Source organism: Marmoricola sp. URHA0025 HA25, assembly GCF_054059435.1.
In genome coordinates, this window is sequence record NZ_JBSSCD010000001.1 from 915,296 (window position 1) to 940,131 (window position 24,836).

At 71.5% G+C, this 24,836-nt stretch carries 23 protein-coding genes, 1 tRNA gene and 1 pseudogene; 16 read left to right on the top strand and 9 right to left on the bottom strand.

The window, feature by feature from the left end; translation table 11 throughout:
- Positions 1-77: 77 nt before the first annotated feature.
- Positions 78-687, bottom strand: a pseudogene (locus tag ACVW00_RS04430) (TetR family transcriptional regulator); the annotation flags it as partial.
- 118 nt (positions 688-805) lie between these two features.
- Here ACVW00_RS04430 and ACVW00_RS04435 point away from each other — a divergent pair.
- Positions 806-1,372, top strand: a complete 567-nt coding sequence (locus ACVW00_RS04435) for a DinB family protein (RefSeq protein ID WP_457109691.1) — start codon at positions 806-808, stop codon at positions 1,370-1,372.
- A 3-nt stretch (positions 1,373-1,375) separates the two neighbouring features.
- Here the strand turns inward: ACVW00_RS04435 and ACVW00_RS04440 are convergent, their stop codons facing one another.
- Positions 1,376-2,332: an acyl-CoA desaturase gene (locus ACVW00_RS04440; RefSeq protein WP_457109692.1), complete on the bottom strand. Its 957-nt coding sequence runs from the start codon at positions 2,330-2,332 to the stop codon at positions 1,376-1,378.
- Between the two features lie 123 nt (positions 2,333-2,455).
- Between ACVW00_RS04440 and ACVW00_RS04445 the strand changes: the two genes are divergently transcribed.
- The 4 genes from ACVW00_RS04445 to ACVW00_RS04460 all read left to right on the top strand — a co-directional run bounded on the left by ACVW00_RS04445 (position 2,456) and on the right by ACVW00_RS04460 (position 6,535).
- Positions 2,456-3,295, top strand: a complete 840-nt coding sequence (locus tag ACVW00_RS04445) for a thioesterase family protein (RefSeq protein WP_457109693.1) — start codon at positions 2,456-2,458, stop codon at positions 3,293-3,295.
- A 584-nt stretch (positions 3,296-3,879) separates the two neighbouring features.
- Positions 3,880-3,958 (top strand) — tRNA-Gln (locus ACVW00_RS04450).
- Positions 3,959-3,986: 28 nt separating this feature from the next.
- On the top strand, positions 3,987-5,486 hold the full coding sequence (glmU, locus tag ACVW00_RS04455) for a bifunctional UDP-N-acetylglucosamine diphosphorylase/glucosamine-1-phosphate N-acetyltransferase GlmU (protein WP_457109694.1): 1,500 nt from the start codon (positions 3,987-3,989) through the stop codon (positions 5,484-5,486).
- Positions 5,487-5,563: 77 nt separating this feature from the next.
- Positions 5,564-6,535, top strand: coding sequence for a ribose-phosphate diphosphokinase (locus ACVW00_RS04460; RefSeq protein ID WP_457109695.1), 972 nt, complete (start codon positions 5,564-5,566; stop codon positions 6,533-6,535).
- A gap of 63 nt (positions 6,536-6,598) precedes the next feature.
- Here the strand turns inward: ACVW00_RS04460 and ACVW00_RS04465 are convergent, their stop codons facing one another.
- Both ACVW00_RS04465 and ACVW00_RS04470 read right to left on the bottom strand, forming a co-directional pair.
- A complete protein-coding gene (locus tag ACVW00_RS04465; protein WP_457109696.1) occupies positions 6,599-6,970 on the bottom strand; it encodes a hypothetical protein in 372 nt (123 codons plus the stop codon).
- 725 nt (positions 6,971-7,695) lie between these two features.
- Entirely contained in the window at positions 7,696-8,607 is a 912-nt protein-coding gene (locus ACVW00_RS04470; protein WP_457109697.1) for an alpha/beta fold hydrolase, read from the bottom strand.
- A 243-nt stretch (positions 8,608-8,850) separates the two neighbouring features.
- Here ACVW00_RS04470 and ACVW00_RS04475 point away from each other — a divergent pair, with 243 nt between their 5' ends.
- The 6 genes from ACVW00_RS04475 (at position 8,851) to ACVW00_RS04500 (ending at position 13,386) form a co-directional block, all read left to right on the top strand.
- Positions 8,851-9,525, top strand: coding sequence for a 50S ribosomal protein L25/general stress protein Ctc (locus ACVW00_RS04475; protein ID WP_457109698.1), 675 nt, complete (start codon positions 8,851-8,853; stop codon positions 9,523-9,525).
- 20 nt (positions 9,526-9,545) lie between these two features.
- A complete protein-coding gene (gene pth, locus ACVW00_RS04480; RefSeq protein ID WP_457113072.1) occupies positions 9,546-10,139 on the top strand; it encodes an aminoacyl-tRNA hydrolase in 594 nt (197 codons plus the stop codon).
- A gap of 217 nt (positions 10,140-10,356) precedes the next feature.
- The gene (locus ACVW00_RS04485) at positions 10,357-11,151 is read left to right on the top strand and encodes a 3'(2'),5'-bisphosphate nucleotidase CysQ (RefSeq protein ID WP_457109699.1); all 795 of its coding nucleotides are present in this window, start codon (positions 10,357-10,359) and stop codon (positions 11,149-11,151) included.
- 78 nt (positions 11,152-11,229) lie between these two features.
- A complete protein-coding gene (locus ACVW00_RS04490) occupies positions 11,230-11,637 on the top strand; it encodes a nuclear transport factor 2 family protein (RefSeq protein WP_457109700.1) in 408 nt (135 codons plus the stop codon).
- Positions 11,630-12,616, top strand: a complete 987-nt coding sequence (locus ACVW00_RS04495) for a phosphotransferase family protein (RefSeq protein WP_457109701.1) — start codon at positions 11,630-11,632, stop codon at positions 12,614-12,616. Before ACVW00_RS04490 ends, ACVW00_RS04495 begins: the two co-directional genes overlap by 8 nt.
- Entirely contained in the window at positions 12,613-13,386 is a 774-nt protein-coding gene (locus ACVW00_RS04500; RefSeq protein WP_457109702.1) for a methyltransferase domain-containing protein, read from the top strand. Before ACVW00_RS04495 ends, ACVW00_RS04500 begins: the two co-directional genes overlap by 4 nt.
- A 6-nt stretch (positions 13,387-13,392) precedes the next feature.
- Here the strand turns inward: ACVW00_RS04500 and ACVW00_RS04505 are convergent, their stop codons facing one another.
- Entirely contained in the window at positions 13,393-13,668 is a 276-nt protein-coding gene (locus tag ACVW00_RS04505) for a hypothetical protein (RefSeq protein ID WP_457109703.1), read from the bottom strand.
- Between the two features lie 21 nt (positions 13,669-13,689).
- On the bottom strand, positions 13,690-16,815 hold the full coding sequence (locus tag ACVW00_RS04510) for an ATP-binding protein (RefSeq protein WP_457109704.1): 3,126 nt from the start codon (positions 16,813-16,815) through the stop codon (positions 13,690-13,692).
- Between the two features lie 113 nt (positions 16,816-16,928).
- On the opposite strand from ACVW00_RS04510, the gene ACVW00_RS04515 reads away from it, so the two are divergent.
- The 4 genes from ACVW00_RS04515 to ACVW00_RS04530 all read left to right on the top strand — a co-directional run bounded on the left by ACVW00_RS04515 (position 16,929) and on the right by ACVW00_RS04530 (position 21,672).
- Positions 16,929-17,285, top strand: a complete 357-nt coding sequence (locus tag ACVW00_RS04515) for a cupin domain-containing protein (RefSeq protein ID WP_457109705.1) — start codon at positions 16,929-16,931, stop codon at positions 17,283-17,285.
- Positions 17,286-17,318: 33 nt separating this feature from the next.
- Positions 17,319-18,269 carry a non-homologous end-joining DNA ligase gene (gene ligD / locus ACVW00_RS04520; RefSeq protein WP_457109706.1) on the top strand — a complete coding sequence of 317 codons (951 nt, stop codon included), beginning with the start codon at positions 17,319-17,321 and terminating at the stop codon, positions 18,267-18,269.
- 65 nt (positions 18,270-18,334) lie between these two features.
- Entirely contained in the window at positions 18,335-19,936 is a 1,602-nt protein-coding gene (locus ACVW00_RS04525; RefSeq protein ID WP_457109707.1) for a succinic semialdehyde dehydrogenase, read from the top strand.
- Positions 19,933-21,672, top strand: a complete 1,740-nt coding sequence (locus ACVW00_RS04530) for a GMC oxidoreductase (RefSeq protein WP_457109708.1) — start codon at positions 19,933-19,935, stop codon at positions 21,670-21,672. The genes ACVW00_RS04525 and ACVW00_RS04530 overlap by 4 nt, the downstream gene beginning before the upstream one ends.
- Before the next feature lie 249 nt (positions 21,673-21,921).
- On the opposite strand, the gene ACVW00_RS04535 is transcribed toward ACVW00_RS04530, so the two are convergent.
- On the bottom strand, positions 21,922-22,161 hold the full coding sequence (locus ACVW00_RS04535; protein ID WP_457109709.1) for a hypothetical protein: 240 nt from the start codon (positions 22,159-22,161) through the stop codon (positions 21,922-21,924).
- A gap of 56 nt (positions 22,162-22,217) precedes the next feature.
- Here ACVW00_RS04535 and guaA point away from each other — a divergent pair, with 56 nt between their 5' ends.
- On the top strand, positions 22,218-23,786 hold the full coding sequence (guaA, locus tag ACVW00_RS04540; RefSeq protein WP_457109710.1) for a glutamine-hydrolyzing GMP synthase: 1,569 nt from the start codon (positions 22,218-22,220) through the stop codon (positions 23,784-23,786).
- A gap of 10 nt (positions 23,787-23,796) precedes the next feature.
- Here guaA and ACVW00_RS04545 read toward each other — a convergent pair whose 3' ends face one another.
- Together ACVW00_RS04545 and ACVW00_RS04550 are read right to left on the bottom strand one after the other, a co-directional pair.
- Positions 23,797-24,450: a TMEM175 family protein gene (locus ACVW00_RS04545; protein ID WP_457109711.1), complete on the bottom strand. Its 654-nt coding sequence runs from the start codon at positions 24,448-24,450 to the stop codon at positions 23,797-23,799.
- Positions 24,451-24,546: 96 nt separating this feature from the next.
- Complete coding sequence (locus ACVW00_RS04550) at positions 24,547-24,822, bottom strand: hypothetical protein (protein WP_457109712.1); 276 nt, start codon at positions 24,820-24,822, stop codon at positions 24,547-24,549.
- Between the last annotated feature and the right edge of the window lie 14 nt (positions 24,823-24,836).

A 24,836-nucleotide genomic window follows, 5' to 3' on the forward strand; every position in this document is an offset into this window, starting at 1 on the left:
TCGGAACAAGAGTTGAGTAGTGAGGACTCAACCTGCCGGAGAACGGCGGTGTTCCCGCGGGACCCGGTGTTCACTCCCAGCGAACTGCGCTCAGCCAGACGTGCGCAGCGCCGGCTTGGCCTCGAGCCCGGCGAGACCGTTCCACGCGAGGTTGACCAGGTGGGCGGCGACCGCCTCCTTGGCAGGCTTGCGGGCGTCCAGCCACCACTGGCCGGTCATCCCGACCATGCCCACCAGCATCTGCGCGTACATCGGCGCGGCCTTCGCGTCGAAGCCCCGGCGCTTGAACTCGTCGACCAGGATGCCCTCGACCCGGGTGGCGATGTCGCTCATGATCGAGACGTAGGAGCCGGTCGCCGAGCCCAGCGGGCTGTCGCGCACGAGGATCCGGAAGCCGTCGGAGGACTGCTCGATGTAGTCCAGCAGTGCGCACGCGGCCCGCTCCAGCAGCACCCGGGCCGACCCCTCGGTGAGCGCCTCCCGCATCATGTCGAGCAGCTGGCGGACCTCCCGGTCGACGACCACGGCGTACACGCCCTCCTTGCCGCCGAAGTGCTCGTAGACGACCGGCTTGGACACCTCCGCGCGGGCGGCGATCTCCTCGACCGAGGCCCCGTCGAAGCCGCGCTCGGCGAACAGCGTGCGCGCGATGTCGATCAGCTGCTCGCGACGCTCGGCCGCGGTCATCCGGCTGCGGGCGGGTCTCTTCGCGGCGGAGGCCATCTTGGCATTGTGCCAGCGGGTGCCGTGGCGACCTCCTGGATTTGCGCTCGTCGTGGCCCCGACGCGCGCCTACCCTCGCCAGATGGACGGTCTGAAGGAGACGCTGCTCGACAAGCTCACGGAGGCGCGGGCGGCGCTGGTCTCCAGCCTCGACGGCCGCGGTGAGTACGACGTACGCCGGCCGATGACGCCGAGTGGTACCAACCTGCTCGGTCTGGTCAAGCACCTCGTCGGAGTCGAGCACGTCTACCTCGGGGAGTCACTCGGCCGGACCCCGCCCGACGTGCTGCCCTGGGTCGCCGACGGCTCGGTCTGGGACGGTGCGGACATGTGGGCGACCGCCGACGAGAGTCGCGAGCACATCCTCGGTCTCTACCAGCGCGCGTGCGCCCACGGCGACGAGACCGTGCGGACGCTCGAGCTCGACGCGCCGGCATCGGTTGCGCACTGGGCGTCGGACCGCAGGGTCACCACGCTCGGCTTCCTGCTGGTGCGGATGGTCGAGGAGACCGGCCACCACGCCGGGCACGCCGACATCTGCCGCGAGCTCATCGACGGCCGCGGCGGGAGCGACCAGGACATGCTCGACGCGGCGGGCTGGACGAAGTTCGTCGCGCGCATCCAGGAAGCTGCGGACCGGTTCCGCTGAACCTCACACCTGGTTGACGACGAGCTTCGACTCGACGCGCTCGCGCACCGGCCAGCGGACGTCGTGGATCCAGCCGAGCTTCTCGAAGGCCCAGATCACCCGGGCGGAGGTGTCCAGCTGGCCCCGCATGACCCCGTGGCGGGCGCAGGTGGGGTCCGCGTGGTGCAGGTTGTGCCACGACTCGCCCATGGAGGGGATCGCCAGCCACCACACGTTCGCGGACTTGTCGCGCGACACGAACGGGCGGTCGCCGATGGTGTGGCAGATCGAGTTGATCGACCAGGTGACGTGGTGGAGCAGGGAGACGCGGACGAGGGAGCCCCAGAAGAACGCGGTCAGTGCGCCCTGCCAGGACCAGGTGATCAGGCCGCCGAGCAGCGGCGGGATGAGGAGCGAGACGATCACCCAGCCGAAGAAGCCTCGCGAGATCCGGACGATGTCGGGATCGTTCATCAGGTCGGGGGCGTACTTGCGCTGAGGCGTCTGCTCCTCGTCGAACAGCCACATCATGTGGGCGTGCCAGAAGCCCTTCCACAGGGCGCGCAGGCTGGTGCCGTACTTCCAGGGGCTGTGCGGGTCGCCGTCACGGTCGGAGAACTTGTGGTGCTTGCGGTGGTCGGCCACCCAGCGGACGACCGGTCCCTGGATCGCCATCGAGCCGGCGACCGCGAGCGCGATCTTCACCGCCCGGTTGGGCTTGAAGGACTTGTGGGTGAACAGCCGGTGGAAGCCGACCGTGACCCCGTGACCGGTCAGCCAGTACATCCCGGCCATGATCGCCAGGTCGGTCCAGCTCAGCCAGCCGCCCCAGGCGATCGGGACGGCCGCCAGGACCGCGAGGAACGGCAGCAGGATGAACGCGCCGAGCGCGAGCTGCTCCTTGCGTGACTGGACATCACCACCCAGCGTGGCGTTCAGTTCGACGAGGTCGTCGTCCAGTGCGGGGGCGGACGTCGTCATGTGGGGTCCTCACGTTTGTACGGCGCGTACCTACGAAACCGTAACCTACGTTCTCGTAGCCTTCCAAGATCGTGCTGTACCCCACCACCGGCCACCGTACGCGTTCGGCAGACAATGAGGCCCATGACCGAGTACGCGCTGTTCCGCGCCGAGGGCGACGTCCTCGTCCCCCAGGACATCGCACGCAGCCTGTGGCGGGACGACCAGATGCACGGGGTCGCCACCAGCGGCGCGCTGGCCCGGGGGCTGGAGCGTGCGGTCGCGGACCTCGGGCGCACTGACCTGCGGCCTTCCCGGTACACCGTGGACCTGTTCCGCGCGCCGAGCATGTCGGCGTGCACGGTCCGGTCGAGCGTCGTACGGGAGGGGAAGCGGCTGTGCCTGGTCGACGCCGTGCTCGAGCAGGACGGCAGGGCCGTCGCGAGGGCCGGCGCGATCTTCCTCGCGCCCAGCGAGAACCCGGCCGGCGCGGTGTGGACGTCCGGTGACGCGCCGGTACCGCCGCCCCTGGACGTCGCGCCGGCGTCGGAGGAACCGCGGGTCCCGTTGTTCAGCAGCGACGAGGTCGGCTGGTCACAGGTGTTCACCGAGCACCAGAACGGCTCGCGGAAGCAGACCTGGCAGACCGCCCTGCAGATCGTGGTGGGGGAGAAGGCGTCACCGTTCCAGGCGGTCGCCGGCGTCGCCGACTCCACGAGTATGGTGATGAACTGGGGCGACGCGGGGGTCGAGTACATCAACACCGACATCACCCTCGCGCTCTCGCGGCTGCCGGTGAGCCTCGAGATCGGGCTCAGCGCCCGGGAGCGGTTCGCCCACGACGGGATCGCGGTCGGGACCGCAGTGGTCTTCGACCGTGAGGGCCCGATCGGCACGAGCACCGTGTCGTCCCTGGCCAACGCCCGGCGCGCGGTCGACTTCACCCAGCACGACTTCGGGGAGGAGACCACCTCCGGCGCGTGAGTGGGACCATCGGACGCCCTCGGTGCGGGGAATGAGCCGACCACGGGTGGTCGAGCAGCGAGGAACGAGCGATCAGTCGAGACCTCGTGACGGAGGCAGCGGGCCGCGGCGGCAGACGCCGATAGCCTTGGTGCGACATTCCCCGGTTGGTCTGCCGGCTAGGAGAAGGCGCCGCCCCGCGGGCGGGCCCTGACGGCAGACCTGCACCGATAGCCTTGGTCCACTCATTCCCCGGTGGGTCTGCCGGCTAGGAGAAGGCGCCGCCCCGCGGGCGGGCCCTGGCGGCAGGCCTGCACCGATAGCCTTGGTCCACTCATTCCCCGGTGGGTCTGCCGGCTAGGAGAAGGCGCCGCCCCGCGGGCGGGCCCTGACGGCAGACCTGCACCGATAGCCTTGGTCCACTCATTCCCCGGTGGGTCTGCCGGCTAGGAGAAGGCGCCGCCCCGCGGGCGGGCCCTGACGGCAGACCTGCACCGATAGCCTTGGTCCACTCATTCCCCGGTGGGTCTGCCGGCTAGGAGAAGGCGCCGCCCCGCGGGCGGGCCCTGGCGGCAGGCCTGCACCGATAGCCTTGGTCCACTCATTCCCCGGTTGGTCTGCCGGCAGGGCCCGCCTGACTTTGAATCAGGACTAGCGACGTAGGTTCGACTCCTACCCGGGGAGCTCCCACCATCTGCAACGAGGAGTGCGCGTGCCCGACGACGTGACCGTGATCGTCCTGGCTGCCGGCGGCGGGACCCGGATGAAGTCCAAGACCATGAAGGTCCTGCACCCGATCGCCGGTCGCAGCATGATCGGGCACGTCCTGCACGCCGTCCGTTCGCTCGAACCTGCCCATGTCGTCGCGGTCGTCGGGCACCAGCGCGAGCAGGTCGGCCCGCACATCGAGGAGCTCGTGCCGGGCGTCGTGCTGGCCGTCCAGGACACCCAGGAGGGCACCGGGCACGCGGTCCGGGTCGCGTGGGAGGCGCTCCCGGCGGCCGCGCGGACCGGCACGGTGATCGTCGCGTACGGCGACACGCCGCTGCTCGAGGGGGAGACCCTCGCCCGGTTCGCCCGGTTCCACCGGGAGTCCGCCGTCGCGATGAGCATCCTCACCGGCGTGGTGGCCGACCCCACGGGCTACGGCCGGATCGTCCGCGAGGGTGACGGCGTCGCCGCCATCGTCGAGGAGAGGGATGCCGGCCCCGAGGACGCCGCGATCAACGAGATCAACAGCGGCATCCTGGCGTTCGACGCGGACTTCCTCGACGCCGCGCTTCCCCGGATCGGCAAGGACAACGCGAAGGGGGAGTACTACCTCACCGACACGGTCGCGCTGGCCCGCCAGGACGGCCGCACGGTCGCGGCCTTCGTCGTCGAGGACGTGATGCAGACCGAGGGCGCGAACGACCGCGCGCAGCTGGCTGTCCTTGCCGCCGAGATGAACCGCCGCATCCTCGGCCGCTGGATGCGCGAGGGCGTGACCGTCGTCGACCCGGCGAGCACCTGGGTCGACGCCGACGCGAAGCTCGCCGCCGACGTCACGCTGCTGCCCGGAGTGCAGCTCCAGGGCGCCACCGTGGTCGAGGAGGACGCCGTGATCGGCCCGGACACCACGCTGAAGGACGTCGAGGTCGGGGCCGGGGCGCGCGTCGTACGCACCCACGCGGAGCTGGCCGTGATCGGACCGGGCGCGCAGGTGGGACCCTTCGCCTATCTCCGGCCCGGGACGACGCTGGGAAGCGACGGCAAGATCGGCACCTTCGTGGAGACCAAGAACTCCGAGATCGGCGCCGGGGCGAAGGTCCCGCACCTCTCGTACGTCGGTGACGCGACCATCGGCGAGGGCGCCAACATCGGCGCCGGCACGATCTTCGCGAACTACGACGGCCTGGAGAAGCACCGGACCACGATCGGGGCCTACGCGAAGACCGCGAGCAACAACACGTTCGTGGCGCCCGTGCACGTGGGCGACGGCGCGGCGACCGGTGCGGGCAGCGTGATCCGGCGCGACGTGCCTCCCGGAGCACTCGCCGTCACCAGTGGCCCGCAGCGCCACTACCACGAGTGGGCCCAGCAGAAGCGGGCCGGCACGGAGCAGGCCGCGGCCGCTGCCCGGGCCTCCGACCACCACGCCGGAGAGCAGGAGAGCAGTCCAGATGGCGGCACGCCGGACCCTGGTGTTGGGGAGGCGCCCGCCGGTGGGTGACAATGACGACAGAGGGCCCGTCAGGGCCGCACTCTGAGTCGCCGCCCCCCTCGAGGAAGTAGCGCAGCGTGAGCGGAATGAAGCGGACCACCGAGAAGAACCTCATGGTCTTCAGCGGCAGGGCGCATCCGCACCTGGCGCTCGAGGTCGCCGAGACGCTCGGGACGACGCTGGTGCCCACCTCGGCGTACGAGTTCGCGAACTCCGAGATCTACGTGCGCTACGAGGAGTCGGTCCGCGGCTGCGACGCCTTCGTGATCCAGAGCCACACGGCGCCGGTGAACGAGTGGATCATGGAGCACCTGATCATGGTCGACGCGCTCAAGCGCGCCTCGGCCAAGCGGATCACGGTCGTGCTGCCGTTCTACGGCTACGCGCGCCAGGACAAGAAGCACCGCGGGCGCGAGCCGATCTCCGCGCGGCTGATGGCGGACCTCTTCAAGACGGCCGGTGCCGACCGGCTGATCGCGGTCGACCTCCACGCCGACCAGATCCAGGGCTTCTTCGACGGCCCGGTCGACCACCTGATGGCGCTGCCGATCCTCGCCGACTACGTCCGGGAGAAGTACGGCGACCAGCAGCTGGCCGTGGTCTCGCCGGACGCCGGCCGGATCAAGGTCGCCGAGCGCTGGTCGGCCCGCCTCGGCGGCGTACCGCTGGCCTTCATCCACAAGACCCGCAACATCGACCGCCCCAACGAGACCGTCGCCAACCGGGTCGTCGGCGACGTGACCGGCCGCATGTGTGTGCTCGTCGACGACATGATCGACACCGGCGGCACGATCGTGAAGGCAGCCGAGGCGCTCATGAACGACGGTGCGGCCGGGGTGCTGATCGCCGCCACCCACGCGATCCTCTCCGACCCGGCCGTCGACCGGCTCAAGAACTCCCCCGCGGCGGAGATCGTCGTGACCAACACCCTGCCGCTGGCGCCGGAGTGCGAGTTCGACAAGCTCACCTGCCTCTCGATCGCGCCGCTGATCTCGCGCGCGATCAAGGAGGTCTTCGAGGACGGCTCGGTGACCTCGATGTTCGACGGGCACGCATAGCGGTTGCTACGCCAGAGTCGGGCGGAAGCCCGCTCTGCAGCGCTCTCGTAGCAGTCGGCGTCCTCACCGGACGGGTCCGGGATCGCGTCGGATCCGCCATGTCCGGGGCGTCGCCGAGTCGGCGGCACGCCGGACCGCGGCCCGGATTCGGTCGACGACCAGGGCGACGTCGTCGAGGTCCGCGCCGACGACCCGGAACGGCTCCAGGCCGCACCTGCGGAACAGGTCGTCGCGGCGGACGTCGACACGGTGCCGGTCACGCGTGCGGTGTTCAGCACCGTCGTACTCGCCGACGACGGCAAGGTCCTCGCTCAAGAGGTCCGGACGGCCGATGAAGGACCCGTCGTCGTCGGCCACCGGCCAGTTGCAGCGCGGGGGTGGCAAGCCGGCGTCGAGACGCCAGATCAGCCGGAGACGTGTCTCGTTCGGGGACATGCTCCGCGGGTCGGCGAGCCGGATCGCGCGGTGCACCTTCCGGACGCCCGGCCACCCGACCTTCGCCGAGGAACCGCTGCAACCGCGAGGGCGCGACGACTCCGGCAGCGAATGCCATGTCCAGCACGACCACGGCTTCGCGAAGATCGCGAGCACGACGGGCGGCATCGAAGGCCGCGCGCTCGCGCGACGTGCACGGTACGCCGTGCCTCACGGTCAGCTCCGAGTCGTCCAGCTGCTCGCGATGGACCTCGATGCCTGGGTGTCGCCTGAGCGGAGTCCCGCTGGGCACGACCAACGGCACCGGCAGTGGTCCGGAGCCGTCGGGGGCGGTCCCGTCCACGTAGCCACACCCGTACAGGCGCAGCGCTGCCCACCCGGTCACCGCGCCCGATCCCGGAAGGCGGCACGACTCCTCGAGAATGCGCTGCTCCACCACGTCGCGCCGAACGTGCGCCGGTACGTACAGGCCGGTGGAGGTGCGCCGCCAGGACGGACCTCGGGCCTGCCCCTTCGTGGGTCCGTCGATGCCTTCCGGGTCGATGCCGACGGGACGGACCAGATTGTCGGGCGCGTCGGCTCGCAGCGACTTCACAGCCGGCGAGCCAAGCAGGACTCGGCTCAGTACGCCGTTCGCGGTGACCTACGGTGGAGCGCGATTGCTACCGGAGCGCTGTGCAAGCGAGCTGGCGGGCGCCCTCCGGTAGCAACCGACGAGGGGAAGGTCAGCCGGCCTCCCGCAGCGTCGCCAGCATGTCCTCGGCGTACGCCTCGAACGACCCGAGGTGCCCACGCCCCTCGCGCACGACCAGCCTCGAGTTCGAGACGCGCGCGGCATACCAGTGCGCATGGTCCAGCGGCGTGACCACGTCGCGCGAGCCCTGCCAGATCCAGGTCGGGGCGAGGATGTCGCGCACGTCGGCGTCCCACTCCCGGCCGAAGGCCAGCTCGTCGAACGCGAGCCCGTCGTAGGACACAGGGTCGCCCTGCTCGTCCTGACCGAAGGCGTCGCGCAGGGTGACTGCCTGACCCATCGCGAGCGTCGGCGTGAGCAGCTCCGAGTCAGGTGGCCCCGTGTCGGCGTGCAACCGCTCGGCGAGGGACGTGTCGTCGAGGGCCAGCTGGCCGGCGTACTCGCGCTCTGCTCGGGCGCGGATGCCGTCGACGGCCGCGGGGAGGTCGCGGTCGGCGACCGCGAGGAGCCCCTCGAGCTCCTCGTCGAACTCGACGCCCCGTTCGGCGACGTCCTGCCAGGGAGCGACCGCTGCGCACAGGCCGGCGGCGGTCACCCGCTCGGGACAGAGGGCGGCGGTGGCCGCCGCGAACGGCGTGCCACCGGAGAACCCCAGCACGGCGAACCGGTCGAGCCCGGCCGCATCCGCCACCCGCACGGCGTCCTCGGCAACGACACGGAGGCCGGGCGTGGCCATCGTCGAGCCGCCGTAGCCCGGACGGCTGAAGCCGACCAGCCGGGTGCCGGTGCGCAGCGCGGCGGCGGCGTACTGGCGGACGAAGAGGCGGCTCGACGGAGTCGGGTGGAACACGAGGAGCGGCGTCCCGTCCAGGGCTCCCGATTCGACCGTCCGGACCACCCGGCCGTCGGGGAGGTCGACCGACCTTCCGGGGACGATGCTCACGACGGCCATTCAAGCAGCGCGCCAGGCTGATTTCCCAAGTCCTGGCGACCGCGGCTAGGATGTTGCGGTTGCCTCGGCGAGGGAGCCCCGGAAGACAGGGGTGCTCCGTGATCGACGCGGTCGGTTCGTGAATCCCATGCACCGCGCGTCGGCGTGCGGTGCATGTCGCGTCTCCGGACCCCGCGCACCAGGCAACCGCTGACCACAGGACCGAGCACCACCTTTCGAGGAGCGACCACCACCATGTCCGAAGACCTGATCAAGGCCGAGTCCCGCACTGAGTTCGGCAAGGGCGCGGCACGCCGCATCCGCCGCGCCGACAAGGTGCCCGCCGTCATCTACGGCCACGGCAACGACCCGATCCACGTGACCCTCCCCGGCCACGACACGATGCTCGCGATCAAGCACGGCGGTTCGAACGCGGTGCTGAACATCGAGATCGAGGGCAAGGTCCAGCTCGCGCTGACCAAGCAGGTCCAGGCCGACCCGATCAAGGGACACCTCGAGCACATCGACTTCGTCGCGGTCCGCAAGGGCGAGAAGGTCACCGTCGAGGTGCCGGTCCACGTGATCGGCGAGGCCGCGCGTGAGACCTTCGTGCAGCTCGAGAACAACGTGGTCACGCTCGAGGCCGAGGCCACGCACATCCCCGAGTCCATCGAGATCTCGGTCGAGGGCGTCGAGGCCGGCACCCAGATCACCGCGGCCCAGCTCGAGCTTCCCCGCGGCTCGACGCTGGTCAGCGACGCCGACCAGCTCATCGTGAACATCACCCAGGCCGTGTCGGCCGAGGCCCTCGAGGCCGACCTCGCAGAGGCCGAGGCCGATCTCGGGATCGAGCACGAGGCTCCCGAGTCCGAGGCTGCCGAGGCGGCCGACGAGGCGCCTGCGGCCGAGGAGCCCGCCGAGTCCGAGTGACCTCGGCGGCCGACCACCGCATGGGCGAGCACGACACCTGGCTCGTCGTCGGGCTGGGCAACCCCGGCCCGGCGTACGCCGGACACCGGCACAACGTCGGGTACCTCGTCGTCGACGAGCTGGTCCGGCGGATGGGCGGGTCGCTGCGCGCCCACAAGTCCGGGCGTGCCGAGGTGCTCGAGGGACGCCTCGCGCCGCCCGGCGCGCCTGCGCCCAAGGTGGTGCTCGGGCGCGCCCGCGGCTACATGAACGAGTCCGGCGGGGCCGTCTCCACGCTGACGAAGTTCTACGGCGTGGACCCCGAGCACCTGGTGGCGATCCACGACGAGCTCGACATCGCCTTCGACACGCTGCGGGTCAAGCTCGGCGGCGGCGACAACGGCCACAACGGGCTGCGGTCGCTGCGTGCGTCGCTCGGCACCGGCGACTTCTACCGGGTGCGCGTCGGCATCGGCCGCCCCCCCGGCCGCCAGGACCCGGCCGACTTCGTGCTCTCGAACTACTCGGGCGCCGAGCGCAAGGTGCTGCCGTTCCAGGTAGACAGGGCAGCGGACGCCGTCGAGTCACTCGTCCAGCGCGGCCTCGCCGAGACCCAACAGGTCTTCAACAGCTGAGCCCCCCAGACGCGCCGAGGCGGCTCAGATGAAAGCCCTGAAACCGTCGAGGCGGCGCAGATGAAAGAGGATCTCTTTCATCTGCGCCGCCTCGGCGGGGTTTCGCCTTTCAGGTGCGCCGCCTCCGGGAGTTTTCGGCTTTCAGATGGGCCGCCTCGACGGGCTCGGGTGGGCTTCGGGCGGCTGACGGCTGACGGCTGACGGCTAGGGTGCGTGCGTGACTGACTTCGACCCCGGTACGCCGCCCGCAGAGGCGCTTGCCGACGACCACCTGTTCGCGGCGTGGGCCGCCACCGTGGCCGGCGAGCTGCTGCTCCAGGTGCGCGGGAGCGGCCTCGAGGGCCGGGCACTCAAGGACGCCGGCGACCTGGCGTCGCACGAGCTGTTGATGAAGATCTTCGCCGAGCACAAGCCGGCCGACGCCGTGCTCAGCGAGGAGGAGCACCGCGGCACCGTCGGCGAGCACGACCGGCTGACGGCCCGGCGGGTCTGGATCATCGACCCGGTCGACGGCACCCGCGAGTACTCCGAGCCCCCGCGCGACGACTGGGCGGTGCACGTCGCCCTCTGGGAGGAGGGCACGCTCGCTGCCGGTGCGGTCGCCCAGCCCGGGTTGGGGATGACCTTCCACACCGGCCGGCCGCCCGTCGTACCGGCCCGGACGGCGCCCCGACCCCGGATCGCGGTCTCCCGCACCCGGCCGCCGGCCTTCGTCAACGCGCTCGCGCAGGAGATCGGCGCCGACCTCGTGCCGATGGGCTCGGCCGGCGCAAAGGTGATCTCGGTGGCCCGCGACGTCACCGACGCCTACGTGCACGCGGGCGGGCAGTACGAGTGGGACTCCGCCGCGCCGGTCGCCGTCGCCCGTGCGGCCGGCCTCTTCACCAGCCGCATCGACGGCTCGCCGCTGGTCTACAACCAGCCCGAGGTGCTGCTGCCCGATCTCGTGGTGTGCCGGCCCGAGCTGGCCGAGCCGATCCTGGACTTCGTACGCCGGCACGGAGTCGACTAGCCACTCCTGCAACCGGGCTGCAAGGGCTTCCGGGGAGCGTCACGCATGTCACGATGTCTCCGAGCCAGCGAGGTTGCCATGGACCGCACCACCACCATCCCGGACACCGCCACCGTCGTCAGCGGCTTCCTCGAGGCCGTCCAGGAAGGGTCCGTCCGTGACCGCGAGCTGTGGACCGACGACGCGACCCTCGACGCGACCGTTCCCGGCTGGCGGTTCCACCGCCGCGGCCCGGACGCGATCCGGGCCGTCTACGCCGGGTGGTTCGCCGATCCGGGCAGCTTCGAGGAGCTCGAGCGGCACCCGATCCCGGGTGGCGAGCTGGTCCGCTACCTGCTGGCCTGGACCGAGGACGGAGTGCCGCACACCGCCCACCACCTGCACCTGCTCCAGGTGGAGGACGGGCTGATCCGTGCGGATCTGGTGATGTGCGGTGGCCGCTGGCCGGCCGCGCTCATGGCGGAGATGGAGGCCGCCGATGCGTGAGGGTCTCCCCGTCCTGGGCTCGGTCGGCGAGCTGCTCGCCGGCGCTGAGGGCCGCACGCTGCTGGACACCAACGGCAAGTCCGGGGCCCGCCTCGAGGCGGTGACGATCGGCGGCGAACGCCACGTCGTCAAGCACCTCGACGACGGCGACTGGTCGACCCGAGCCTCGGGCTTCCCGGGCGGCGCCGTGGTCGAGCTCTGGCGGCGCGGCATCCTCGACAGGCTGCCGGACTGCTTCAACCAGCCGATCGTCGCGGTCTCCGGAGGCGAAGCGCCGGCGCTGCTCATGCGCGACGTGTCGGCCTGGCTGGTCCCCGACGTCGACGCCGCCGTACCGGCCGAGCAGCAGGACCGGTTCCTGGTGCACATGGCGACTCTCCACGCGGCCTTCTGGGAGACCACCGAGCCGATCGACCTGGTCGACGCCGAGCACCGTTATCTCGAGCTCTCGCCGGCGATGGCCGAGGAGGAGGCCCGGCGTGGCTCGGACCACCCGATCCCGAAGCTGGTGGCGCGGGGCTGGCCGCTGCTCGCGGAGGTCGCGCCCAAGGCTGCGGCGATCGTGACGCCGCTCGCGCACGACCCGGGTCCGCTGGTCCGGGCGCTGGCGACCACCCCGCAGACACTGGTCCACGGCAACTGGAAGTTCGACAACCTGGGCACCGACGACCGCGGCCGCACCGTCCTCATCGACTGGGAGCTGCCGGGCCGGGCAGCACCGCTCAGCGACCTGGCGTGGTACCTCGCCATCAACTGCCGCCGGCTCCCGACCAGCAAGGAGGCCGTGATCGAGGCCTACCGTGCCGCGCTCGAGCGGCAGGGCGTCGACACGGAGCCGTGGTGGGACCGGCAGCTGGCACTCGCGCTGGTCGGCGCGCTGGTGCAGTTCGGCTGGGAGAAGGCCTTCGGCGGGTACGACGAGGAGCTGGCCTGGTGGGAAGCCCGTGTCGTGGCCGGAGAGGCGATGCTGTCGGCATGACCATGCCGGGTGTGCGGGACGCCTACGACCGGTCGGCGGCGTCCTGGCGCCGAGGTCCCGAGGCCGTCTACGCCCACCTGGCCGAGGCCCTGATCTCCGTGACACCGGTCGACCTCGACGGAGCGTCGGTCCTGGACGTCGGTGCCGGCACGGCCGTGGCGGCGCGTGCGGCGCTCGAGCACGGGGCGGGGAGCGCCGTGGCGACCGACATCGCCGCCGAGATGCTGCGCGGACGTCCGCCCGGAGTCGCCGGCGTGCTCGCCGACGGGTCCCAGCTGCCGTTCCGCGACGACACCTTCGACCTCGTCACCGCTGCGTTCTGCCTCGGCCACATGGCGGATCCGGCTGCCGCCGTCCGCGAGATCCGTCGGGTTGGGGGCGCAGTCGTGGCCTCGGCCTTCCCGCCGGGGCCCGCGCACCCGGTGAAGGCAGCCGTCGACAGGGCCTTCGCACTGGTCGGCTTCTCGGCGCCGGCCTGGTACCAGCGCCAGAAGGACGAGCTGGAGCCGCAGGTCGACGACCCGACTGCACTGGCCGAGCTCGCGCGACGTGCCGGCTTCGAGAGGGTGGAGGTGCACCGTCTCGACGTCGACACCGGGATCTCGTCGGCCGCCGAGGCGGTGGAGTGGCGACTCGGCATGGCGCACCTGGCACCGTTCGTCAGCGGGCTCGCGCCCGATCTGCTGGCACATGCCTGGGCCGAGGCGGAGAAGCTGGTCGCGCCTTTCCTGCCCGTGGTGATCCCGATGATCGCGCTCAGCGCGGCCTGACGCGGATCAGGGCATCAGCGTCCGGAGCGCGATCCCGGCAACCCGCAGCAGGGCGAAGAGGACCGGCAGCCCGAAGGCGGCGAGGAGCACCCAGGCGACCACGCGGTGGCGGACGTTGCCCGGACGCAACGAGCTGCTGAACGCGATCAGCGCGCCCTCCTCGGTGTTGCGATCCAGGCCGATCCGCCGCGCGTCGGGCGAACCGTAGGGGTGCGGTACTCCGAGCGACTCGAGGTGGCGCACGAAGGCGTCGTCGTCCTCGGCGTACTCGGGGCGGTCCATGTCACCAGCGTGGCACGCGGATCACGATCGTGTCTTCCAGACCGACAGCCGGCGGTCGGCCTCGGACCGCAGGTCCGCCGCATGGCTGCCGCTCTGCCGCGCCAGCTCGTCGGCCAGGGCCTCCGCGCGCCGCAGCCACGACTCCTGCCCGAGCGCGGCTGCCGTCTCGCCCGTCCACCACCACGCCTCGATCCGGACGGCGTCCTCGACGGCGCCCAGATCGGTGAGCACCTCGTCGAGGTCGACCGGTTCACCGAGCGCGGCCCGCGCCCGGTGCGCCACGAGGGCGGCCGTCGAGCCGTAGCGGGGTACGCCGACCCGGTCGGCCCACTCACGCAGCGCTGTCGCGGTGTCGAGTGCCTCGGCGGGCTGCTCGAGGAGCAGTGCGGCGCGCGCCCGCAGCAGCGCCAGCTTCATGCCGAGCCGCCACCCGAACACCATCTCCCCGGTGAGCGCGCGCTCCGCGTCGTCCAGGTACGCCGACGCGCCCGTGCCGTCACCCGCGACGAGCCGGTCCTCGGCGAGGTCCTCGAGTGCGGCCACCCGGACCTCGGTGGTGCCCTCGCCGTCGGCCCAGGCGAGTGCCTCCTGGTGCGCGTCGACGGCCGCCTCCGTGCGACCGACGTTGCGCAGCACCCAGCCCCCGAAGTTCACTCCGCGCCCGCCGAACCGGGGGACCTGTCGTCGCTCGACCTCTGCGGTGTACCGGGCAAACGCGTCGAGGGCGTCGGCCGGCCGGCCCGCGAGTGCGTGGGCGTGTCCGGTGAACAGCAGCGCGTGGAGCGACGCGGAGGTGTGGTCGGCTCCGATCCCGGGCCGGGTCGCCGGGCGCAGCAGCTCGATCGCGCGACCGGGACGACTGCGATGCGACTGCAGCACACCGAGCCAGGCCGCCGCGGTGAGCCGATCCTCGCCGACCGCCGTCTCGAGGGCATCGGTGAGCAGCCGACCCGCATCGGCGAGGTCGCCGCGCGCGTGCAGTGTCCGCCCGCCGACGATCAGGCAGCGCGACCGGAGCACCGGATCCGTCGCGGCCAGTGCACCGTCGTCGGCATGCCCGACGGCGTCGTCGAACCGGCGGTCGAAGTAGGCGGCCCAGGCGCGCACCTCGCTGGCCTCGGACCCGCGCCCGGAGAGTGCGGCGACGTCGGCGTCCGCCTCGGCGTACCGCCCGCGGCGGATGCGCACGCGTGCCCGCGCTAGCCGGGTCTCCTCGTCGTCGACGAGGTGCAGCGACTGGTCGAGCAGGTCCTCCGCGCTCGCATGGTCGAACCGCTCCGCGGAGCGCACTGCCGCTCGACGGAGCGCGGTCGCCGCCAGCGACACGTTGCCGCCGAGCCGGGCGTGCTCGGCCACCTCGACGGGGTCGGCGTCCGGTCGCCGGTCGAGTGCCGTCGCCGCCTCGCGGTGCAGCAGCGCGGCGCGGGCGCTGCGGGTGCCGCCGGCGAGTGCCTCGCGGACCAGGTCGTGCCGGAAGAAGTAGCGACCGGACACGTCGACGAGCAGCTGCCGCTCCTCGGCGAGCTCGACGTCGGCGAGCACGTCGAGAGGCGGCCGACCGACGACCGTGGCAATCAGGTCGACGTCGAGCTCGTTGCCGAGGACGGCGGCGGTGCGCAGCAGCTCTCCTGCCGGGCCGAGCTGTTCGCAGAGGTCTTCCACCGCCGCGACGAGAGTGCGGGGCAGGTCGTCGGCGGAGGCGCGGGCGAGCTCGGCGAGGAACAGCGGGTGCCCGCCGGACCGGCCGTGGAGGTCGTCCGCCCGCTCCGGCCCCACGAGCTCCTCGGTCGCCGCGCGGTCGAGCGGTCCGATGTTCACGGTGTCGGCGAACGGGAACGGCTCGCTCTCGCCGGGGCGCACGGCGGCGACCACGAGCAGGGCCGGCCCGCGCCGGCCGGCGAACGCGATCCACTCGGCAAGGGCGGGGCCCGCGAGGTGGGCGTCGTCGATCACCAGGATCGCGCCTCGGTCCGACGCGATCCGGCGGAAGACCCCGGTGAGTGCCGCGTAGACGGTTGCCGGCCCGAGTGCCGGGTCGACGGCCATCTCCTCGACCCGGGGACCTGACGGGGACAGGCCCAGCAACGGCCCGAGCACGGCGGCGTCCTCGCCCAGCAGGGCGGCGGGTTCGTCGCTGCGTCGCAGGTGGTCGGCAAGGGCGACGAGGACGGCGTCCAGCGGAGCAGACCGCTCCAGCGGCCCGCAGGTGCCGAACAGGACGACGTCGCCCTGCTCACGCCGGCTGGTCGCCCAGGTCTGCAGCAGGGTCGTCTTCCCGATGCCGGCTTCCCCCGCGACCGACACGGCCCGGAACTCGCCCGCCGCGACCCGCGCCGCCAGTGCGTCCAGGTGCTCGAGCTGGCTGTCCCGGCCGACCAGCCGCGCCGAGGTCGCCGGCGGGCGGGGCGGCGGGGCGGCAAGCTCTCCGCGGAGGATCGCGGTGTGCAGCTCCGCGGTCTCGGGGGCCGGATCGGTCCCGAGGTCCTCGGCGAGGACGCGCTGCAGACCGGCGTACGCGGCGAGCGCCAGGGCGGGCCGGCCGCCGAGCACCTCGGCCCGCATCGCGAGCCGGACCGCGTCCTCGTCGTACGGGTTCGCCGCCGCGTCGGCGGTGGCGAGCTCGAGCGCGTCGAGCCAGTCGCCCGATGCGAGCATGGCGGTCGCCGCGACGTTGCGCGCCCTTCGGACCAGCCGTTGTGCGGCGCCGTGAGCCGCGAGAAGCCACTCCGCGTCGGTGTCGGGCTCGGGCAGTGGGCCACGCACCAGGGCCAGCGCGATGCGGCTCGCGGTCACCGCGCCGGCGACGTTGCCCTCGCGGTGGCGACGCTCTGCCTCCGAGACGACTGTCGCGAGCTCGTCGAGATCGAGCCAGTCGTAGACCAGGCGGTAGCCGTCGTCGCCGTGCGTGATCGCCTCACGACCGAGCTCACGGCGCAGGCGGCTGGCGAGCACCGCCACCTGGTCGGTCGGTCGGGAGGGCGGCGAGGCGCCCCACAGCGCATCGGCGAGCGCGGCCGCGGTGACCGGCGTACCGCGCGCCAGGGCGAGCCAGCGCAGCAGCAGCCGCGCCTTGCGGTCGGCGAGAGACCGCACGTCGACGCCGTCGATCGAGAGCTCCCCGAGCACCCGCACCGACAGCGCTGCCACGCACGAAGCGTACGGCGAGGCGGCGCCGGGCGGTTGCAACCCGGCTGCAAGGCAGCAGCGCAACGATCCGACCGTGGCTCACACGGGGCCACGCCCGAGACGAGGAGAGACCGATGGCATCGAAGGCCGAGCAGAAGAGCTTCAGCACCCCGGACGAGACCCGGTCGTTCGACCACGGCAAGGTCGACCTGCTGACGATCGGAGAGAGCGAGATCGGGCTGCTGACCCTGCAGCCGGGCTGGCGCTGGTCCGATCACGTCAAGCCGATCGCCGGGACCGACCTGTGCGAGGCGCCGCACTTCCAGTACCACGTCAGCGGGCGGCTGCACGTCCTCATGGCCGACGGCGCCGAGTTCGACGCCGGTCCCGGCGACGTCACCGCGCTGCCGCAGGGGCACGACGCTTGGGTGGTCGGCGACGAGGCGGTGGTGGTCGTCGACTGGTGGGGCGCGTCGAACTACGCCAAGTGAGACGAGTCCATGGGCCCGACTAGGGTCGGGCCCATGGGCGAGGCGATCGAGCTCGAGATCGAAGACAAGGTCGTCCGGATCTCGAACCCCGACCGGGTCTACTTCCCGGTCCGCGGCGAGACGAAGCTGGACCTCGCGCAGTACTACCTCTCGGTCGCCGACGGCATCGTCAACGCCTTGCGGGAGCGCCCGTGCATGCTGCACCGCTTCCCGACCGGGGTGACCGGGGAGAAGGTCCACCAGAAGCGGCTCCCTCGGGGCGCGCCGCCGTGGATGGAGACCGTCGAGGTGTTCTTCCCCCGCTGGAAGCGCACCGCCGACGAGCTCTGCGTCACCGAGATCGCGCAGGTGATCTGGGCGGTGCAGATGAGCACCGTGGAGTTCCACCCGTGGAACAGCCGCAAGGCCGACGTCGAGAAGCCCGACGAGTGGCGGATCGACCTCGACCCGGGCGACGACTGCCCCTGGTCGACGGTGCAGGAGGTCACCCACGTCGCGCACGAGGTGCTCGACGACCTCGGAGCGATCGGCTACCCGAAGACCAGTGGCGGCAAGGGGATGCACATCTACGTGCGGATCCCGCCGGACCACGGCTTCCAGGAGGTACGCCGGGCCGCGCTCGCCTTCGCCCGCGAGGTCGAGCGGCGCTGCGACGCCGTGACCACGGCGTGGTGGCGCAAGGACCGCGACCCGGCAGACCTCTTCGTCGACTACAACCAGAACACCCGCGACCACACCATCGCCGCGGCGTACTCCGTGCGCGGCAACGCCCAGGCCACCGTCAGCGCGCCGATCCGCTGGGAGGAGGTCGACGACTGCCGGCCCGACGACTTCACGATCGCGACGATGCCGGCCCGCTACGCCGAGCTCGGCGACCTGCACCACGACATCGACGACCACGTCTTCGACATCGCGCCGCTGCTGGAGTGGGCCGAGCGCGACGAGGCGGAGGGCAAGGAGACCCCGCCGGAGCCGGAGGAGTAGTCCCCGCGCGTCCGCTTTACAAACAGGTCATTGTGTAAAGTTACTCGCCGGTCTACGCTCCGCACATGAGCCTGAACCGTGGCACGGACCTGCCCGCAGATCCCGAGCACGACCCGCGGGCGTCGTACGCCTTCGAGCCCGAGCACGTCGCGGCGCTGACCGACCGGATCATCGCGAGCGGGAGCACCACGGTCACCGCCTATGCCCCTGCGACGGGCAAGCCGCTGGCCGTCATCCCGCAGTCGACCGCGGCCGACGTCAAGGAGGCGTTCGCGCGTGCCCGCCGGGCGCAGCACGTGTGGCAGCGGACGTCGCTCGACGACCGAGCGGCGATGCTGCTGCGGCTGCACGACCTCGTGCTCGACCGCCAGGACGAGATCATCGACATGATCTGCTGGGAGTCGGGCAAGGCCCGCAAGCACGCGTTCGACGAGCCGCTGCACATCGCCCTGACGGCGCGCTACTACGCGCGCACCGTGCACGACCACCTCGACACCAAGCAGCGGCGAGGCGTGATCCCGGGCCTGACCCGCGCGGAGGTCAACCGGATCCCCAAGGGCGTCGTCGGGATCATCTCGCCGTGGAACTACCCGTTCACGATGGCGCTCTGCGACGGCATCCCGGCCCTGCTCGCCGGCAACGCGGTCGTCACCAAGCCGGACGCCCAGACGATGCTGACCGCGCTGCTCGGTGCCCAGCTCCTGGAGGAGGCCGGCTTCCCGCGTGACCTCTGGAACGTCGTCGCCGGCCCCGGTCGCGAGCTCGGTACGCCGATCATCGAGCAGGCCGACTACATCTGCTTCACCGGCTCGACTGCCACTGGCAAGCTCATCGCCGCGCAGTGCGCCGACCGCCTGATCGGCTGCTCGCTGGAGCTCGGCGGCAAGAACCCGATCCTGATCCTGCGTGACGCGGACCTGGACAAGGCGGCCGAGGGCGCCGTGCGCGCGTGCTTCTCCAACGCGGGCCAGCTCTGCGTCTCGACCGAGCGGATGTTCGTCGCGGACCAGGTCTACGACCGGTTCAAGGAGAAGTTCGTCGCCGCCACGAAGGCGATGAGGCTCTCGGCCGGGCTGGAGTGGGGCAGCGACATGGGCTCGCTGATCAGCCAGGACCAGCTCGACACGGTGACCGCGCACGTCGACGACGCGGTCGCCAAGGGCGCGACCGTGCTCGCCGGCGGGAAGCCGCGGCCGGACCTCGGTCCGTACTTCTACGAGCCGACGATCCTCGAGGGCGTGTCGCCGGAGATGACCTGCTTCGGCCACGAGACGTTCGGACCGGTGATCAGCCTCTACCGCTTCCACGACGAGGCCGACGCGATCGCGCGGGCCAACGACGGGGAGTACGGCCTGAACGCCGCGATCTACAGCCGCGACGTACGCCGGGCGCGCGTGATCGCCCGCCAGGTGAAGTGCGGCACCGTGAACATCAACGAGGCCTTCGGGGCGACCTTCGCCAGCATCGACGCGCCGATGGGCGGGATGCGCCAGTCCGGGATGGGCCGCCGGCAGGGGAGTGAGGGCATCCACCGGTACACCGAGACCCAGTCGGTGGCCTCGCAGGCGCTGATGCGGCTCTCGCCGCAGTACGGCATGAGCGACGAGCAGTACGCCAGGACCATGACGCTCAGCCTGCGGGTGCTCAAGAAGCTGGGCCGGGCATGAGCGACGCGACCGGCTCGACGACGGGGTTCGACTTCGACGTCATCGTGATCGGCTCCGGCTTCGGCGGATCCGTCAGCGCCCTCCGCCTGACCGAGAAGGGCTACCGGGTGGCGGTGCTCGAGGCCGGCGCCCGCTTCGAGGACGCCGACTTCCCGGACACGTCCTGGGACGTCAAGAAGTACCTCTTCCGGCCCGAGGTCGGCTGCTACGGCATCCAGCGGATCGACGCGCTCCGGGACTGCATGATCGTCTCGGGCGCCGGTGTGGGCGGCGGCTCGCTGGTCTACGCGAACACCCTCTACGAGCCGCTCGACCCGTTCTACCGCGACCCGTCGTGGGCGCACATCACCGACTGGAAGGCCGAGCTGGCGCCGTACTACGACCAGGCCAAGCGGATGCTCGGCGTCGTCGAGAACCCGCTGCGCACGCCGTCGGACGAGGTGATGCAGCAGGTGGCCGAGGACATGGGCGTCGGCGACACCTTCCACCCGACGCCGGTCGGGGTGTTCTTCGGCGGTCCGGGGGAGACCCACCACGACACGATCAAGGACCCCTTCTTCGGCGGCGCCGGTCCCGACCGGGTGCCCTGCAAGGCCTGCGGCGAGTGCATGACCGGCTGCCGGCACAACTCGAAGAACACGCTGGTCAAGAACTACCTCTACCTCGCCGAGGCGAAGGGCGCGCGGGTGATGCCGCTGACGACGGTGACGCGGATCCGGTCCCTGCCCGACGGTGGCTACGAGATCCGGGCGAAGTACACCAAGGCCAGGCGGTCCACCGCCCGCTCGAGCCGGATCCTGACCGCCGAGCAGGTCGTCGTCGCGGCGGCGTCGCTGGGCACGCAGCGGCTGCTGCACCGGATGAAGGACGAGGGCCACCTGTCGGGTCTGTCCGAGCGGCTCGGCCACCTGTCCAGGACGAACTCCGAGTCGATCCTCGGGGCGATCGCGCCTCCCGGCGGCAAGGTGGACTACTCGCGCGGCGTCGCGATCACCTCGTCGTTCCACCCCGACGAGCACACCCACATCGAGCCGGTGCGCTACGGCAAGGGCAGCAACTTCATGTCGATGATGCAGACGGTGCTCACCGACGGCGACGGCCCGGAGCCGCGCTGGCGGGCCTGGCTGCGCGAGATGTGGAACGAGCGCAGCAACGTGGCGGACCTGTACGACTTCAAGCACTGGTCCGAGCGCACCGTGATCGCCCTGGTCATGCAGACCGTCGACAACTCGATCACCACCTTCCTGAAGAAGGTGCCGGGGACGAACATCAGCTACATGACGTCCCGGCAGGGCCACGGCGAGCCCAACCCGACCTGGATCCCGGTCGCCAACCGCGCTGCGCGGAAGATGGCGCAGATCGTGGGCGGCACCGCTGGCGGCAACATCGGCGAGCCGTTCAACCGGCCGCTGACGGCGCACTTCATCGGGGGCTGCACCATCGGGGACTCGCCGGAGACCGGTGTCATCGACGCCTACCAGCGCGTCTACGGCCACGAGGGGCTGCACATCGCCGACGGGTCGGCGATCTCCGCGAACCTCGGCGTGAACCCGTCGCTGACGATCACGGCCCAGGCGGAGCGGGCGATGTCGTTCTGGCCCAACAAGGGTGAGGCGGACGCCCGGCCGCCGCTCGGGGCGGCGTACGAGGCGGTCCCGCCGGTCGAGCCCAGCGATCCGGCAGTGCCTCATGAGGCCCCCGGGGCGCTGCGGCTGCCGATCGTCGCGGTGAGCTGACCGTTCGCTGCGGAAATTCCCGAGATTTTCCCGATCCGGGCCATAACCCGGCCCCGGAGCCTTCGTTGACCAGTGCAGATCGGGTGCATCGCTCCCTCCCAGGCCCGATCTCGACACGGTTCACGCCACGTGGACACTCAGGGCCCGACCTCCCTCCCTCCCCGGTCGGGCCCTGAGGCGTTTCCGGGGCCGGTCGTCGACCAGCGAGCGCCAGCCACAGGTGGTCGAGCAGCGAGCGCCAGCGAGCGATCAGTCGAGACCCGGTGCGCCGCGCAGGGAGGTTTCGACAGGCTCAACCACCGGGTCGAGCTGAGCGCCAGCCACAGGTGGTCGAGCAGCGAGCGCCAGCGAGCGATCAGTCGAGACCCGGTGCGCCGCGCAGGGAGGTTTCGACAGGCTCAACCACCGGGTCGAGCTGAGCGCCAGCCACAGGTGGTCGAGCAGCGAGCGCCAGCGAGCGATCAGTCGAGACCTGGTGAGGTCGGGCACCGAGCCGGCCCCGATAGACTCCGGCTCATCCATCCACGCCACCGGAAGGCCGGGCCTTGACCGACCACGACCTCGTCCTCGTCGTCGACTTCGGAGCGCAGTACGCCCAGCTGATCGCCCGCCGGGTGCGCGAGGCGAAGGTGTACTCCGAGATCGTGCCGCACACGATGCCGGTCGAGGAGATGCTGGCGAAGAAGCCCGCCGCGGTCATCCTCTCCGGCGGTCCGTCGAGCGTCTACGAGCCGGGCGCGCCCCAGCTCGACGCCGCGCTCGTCGACGGCCGGGTCCCGGTGTTCGGCATCTGCTACGGCTTCATGGCGATGGCACAGGCGCTCGGCGGCGAGGTCGCCCACACCGGGCAGCGCGAGTACGGCCGCACGCAGGTCTCCGTCCTCGAGCCCGGGACTCTCCTCGCCGGGCTTCCGGAGTCATTGAGCTCGTGGATGTCCCACGGCGACGAGGTGGTCGCCGCCCCGCCGGGGTTCACCGTCAACGCACGCTCTCCCCGCGCGACCGTCGCCGCCTTCGAGGAGACCGGTCGCCGCCTGGCCGGGGTCCAGTGGCACCCCGAGGTGCTGCACAGCGAGCACGGCCAGCGCGTCCTGGAGCACTTCCTCTGGGAGATCGCCGGCTGCCGGCCGACCTGGACCATGGTCAACATCGTCGACGAGCAGGTCGAGCGCATCCGCGCCCAGATCGGCGACGGCCGTGCGATCTGCGGGCTGTCCGGGGGCGTCGACTCGGCGGTCGCCGCGGCCGTCGTACAGCGTGCCATCGGCGACCGGCTCACCTGCGTCTTCGTCGACCACGGGCTGCTGCGCAAGGGCGAGGCGGAGCAGGTCGAGCGCGACTTCGTCGCCGCCACCGGGGTCGACCTGCACGTCGTCGACGCCGAGAAGCGCTTCCTCGACGCCCTGGCCGGGGTGACCGACCCCGAGGAGAAGCGCAAGATCATCGGCCGCGAGTTCATCCGCGTCTTCGAGGCCGCCGAGGCCGACGTGCTCCGCAAGGCGGCGGTCGACGAGGGCCAGAAGGTCGCCTACCTGGTGCAGGGCACTCTCTACCCGGACGTCGTCGAGTCCGGCGGCGGAGCCGGTACGTCGAACATCAAGTCGCACCACAACGTCGGCGGGCTGCCCGACGACCTCGAGTTCGAGCTGGTGGAGCCGCTGCGCACGCTCTTCAAGGACGAGGTCCGCCTCGTCGGCGAGCAGCTCGGCCTGCCGTCGGAGATCGTCTGGCGGCACCCGTTCCCCGGTCCTGGCCTGGGCATCAGGATCATCGGCGAGGTCACCCGGGAGCGTCTCGACATCCTCCGCGAGGCCGACGCGATCGCGCGCGAGGAGCTCACCAAGTCCGGCCTCGACCGCGACATCTGGCAGTTCCCGGTCGTGCTCCTCGCCGACGTCCGCTCGGTCGGGGTGCAGGGCGACGGCCGCACCTACGGGCATCCCGTCGTGCTGCGCCCGGTCACCAGTGAGGACGCGATGACCGCGGACTGGGCGCGGATCCCGTACGACGTGCTCGAGCAGATCTCCACCCGGATCACCAACGAGGTCCGGGAGATCAACCGGGTCACCGTCGACATCACCAGCAAGCCGCCCGGCACCATCGAGTGGGAGTAGCTCCCGCGGGTCAGATCGCCTCGTCGCCGGGCAGGTCGAACGGCAGCAGCGAGAGCAGCGCCATCAGCACGATCGGGACCAGCGACCAGGGTCCGATCACGTAGGTGAGCCCGAGCGCGACCAGCGGCAGCACCCAGACCCAGACCGAGGCGAAGTAGGCGCGCTCGAACCCCTCGCTGTGCAGTCCTTCGCGGAAGTAGCCACGTCGCCTGATGTAGACCATGTTCGCCGCCAGCCCGACCAGCGAGATGCTCAGCACGATCGAGAGCAGCCGCACGCCGGCCACGAAGTCCGCCCGGTCGTGCACCGCGTCACCGAGGACCGCGAAGGTGAACGGCGTCAGCACGAACGACATCAGCGCGAGCATCGTCATCAGGAGCACGTAGTGGTCCGCCCGGGCCAGCATGGTCCCGAGCCGCCGGGAGGCAGCCCACCCGCCGAACATCTGCACGAAGCCGAACGCGTAGACCAGGTACGTCGGCCACTGGTCCAGCAACGCCCTGCCCAGTGTGCCGGGCGCTCCTTCGGGTGGCCGGAGCTCGAGGACCAGGAGCGTTGCGGCGATGGCGTAGAGCCCGTCGATGAACGCCTCGACCCGGCTCCACGAGAAGGTGGCCTGGCGCGACGGCGCCAGCGGGGGCAACAGGCGGTTGCGGAGCTCCACGTCGCCACGCTAGGGCCTGGGTCGGAGGTGCGTCCTGCGAACCGGTCAGCACGCGCCGGGCCGGCTCACGGCGCCACGAAGGTGGCCTGGCCGGCCTCAGGGCCGGGTGATCTCGTCCTCGGCGCCGTCCTCGGTGCGCGCTTCGAGGGTGTTCTCGGGAGCGGGCGGTACGTCGGCCCGGTTGCCGGCACCCGCCGACCCCTCCTCGAAGGTCTCGTCGTCGACGTCCGCGTCGCCGACACCGCCCTCGTCGGGCACGCCCTCGAGCTCAGGCTTGCCGGCGAACCGCTCCTTGTCGGCGATGCGGGTGTGCTCGTCGCTGCCCTCGACGGGCGCCGCGTCGGGGGTCAGGCCATCGTCATCTCCGGGCATGCCTGCGCGGTACC

Coding starts and splice junctions, on each gene's coding strand:
- ACVW00_RS04465 (WP_457109696.1), bottom strand. CDS start 6,970: ATGTCCCCGAACGAGACACGTCTCCGGCTGATCTGGCGTCTCGACGCC.
- ACVW00_RS04495 (WP_457109701.1), top strand. CDS start 11,630: ATGCGTGAGGGTCTCCCCGTCCTGGGCTCGGTCGGCGAGCTGCTCGCC.
- ACVW00_RS04500 (WP_457109702.1), top strand. CDS start 12,613: ATGACCATGCCGGGTGTGCGGGACGCCTACGACCGGTCGGCGGCGTCC.
- ACVW00_RS04505 (WP_457109703.1), bottom strand. CDS start 13,668: ATGGACCGCCCCGAGTACGCCGAGGACGACGACGCCTTCGTGCGCCAC.
- ACVW00_RS04440 (WP_457109692.1), bottom strand. CDS start 2,332: ATGACGACGTCCGCCCCCGCACTGGACGACGACCTCGTCGAACTGAAC.
- ACVW00_RS04445 (WP_457109693.1), top strand. CDS start 2,456: ATGACCGAGTACGCGCTGTTCCGCGCCGAGGGCGACGTCCTCGTCCCC.
- ACVW00_RS04515 (WP_457109705.1), top strand. CDS start 16,929: ATGGCATCGAAGGCCGAGCAGAAGAGCTTCAGCACCCCGGACGAGACC.
- ACVW00_RS04525 (WP_457109707.1), top strand. CDS start 18,335: ATGAGCCTGAACCGTGGCACGGACCTGCCCGCAGATCCCGAGCACGAC.
- ligD (WP_457109706.1), top strand. CDS start 17,319: ATGGGCGAGGCGATCGAGCTCGAGATCGAAGACAAGGTCGTCCGGATC.
- ACVW00_RS04490 (WP_457109700.1), top strand. CDS start 11,230: ATGGACCGCACCACCACCATCCCGGACACCGCCACCGTCGTCAGCGGC.
- ACVW00_RS04435 (WP_457109691.1), top strand. CDS start 806: ATGGACGGTCTGAAGGAGACGCTGCTCGACAAGCTCACGGAGGCGCGG.
- pth (WP_457113072.1), top strand. CDS start 9,546: ATGGGCGAGCACGACACCTGGCTCGTCGTCGGGCTGGGCAACCCCGGC.
- ACVW00_RS04550 (WP_457109712.1), bottom strand. CDS start 24,822: ATGCCCGGAGATGACGATGGCCTGACCCCCGACGCGGCGCCCGTCGAG.
- ACVW00_RS04460 (WP_457109695.1), top strand. CDS start 5,564: ATGAAGCGGACCACCGAGAAGAACCTCATGGTCTTCAGCGGCAGGGCG.
- ACVW00_RS04475 (WP_457109698.1), top strand. CDS start 8,851: ATGTCCGAAGACCTGATCAAGGCCGAGTCCCGCACTGAGTTCGGCAAG.
- ACVW00_RS04530 (WP_457109708.1), top strand. CDS start 19,933: ATGAGCGACGCGACCGGCTCGACGACGGGGTTCGACTTCGACGTCATC.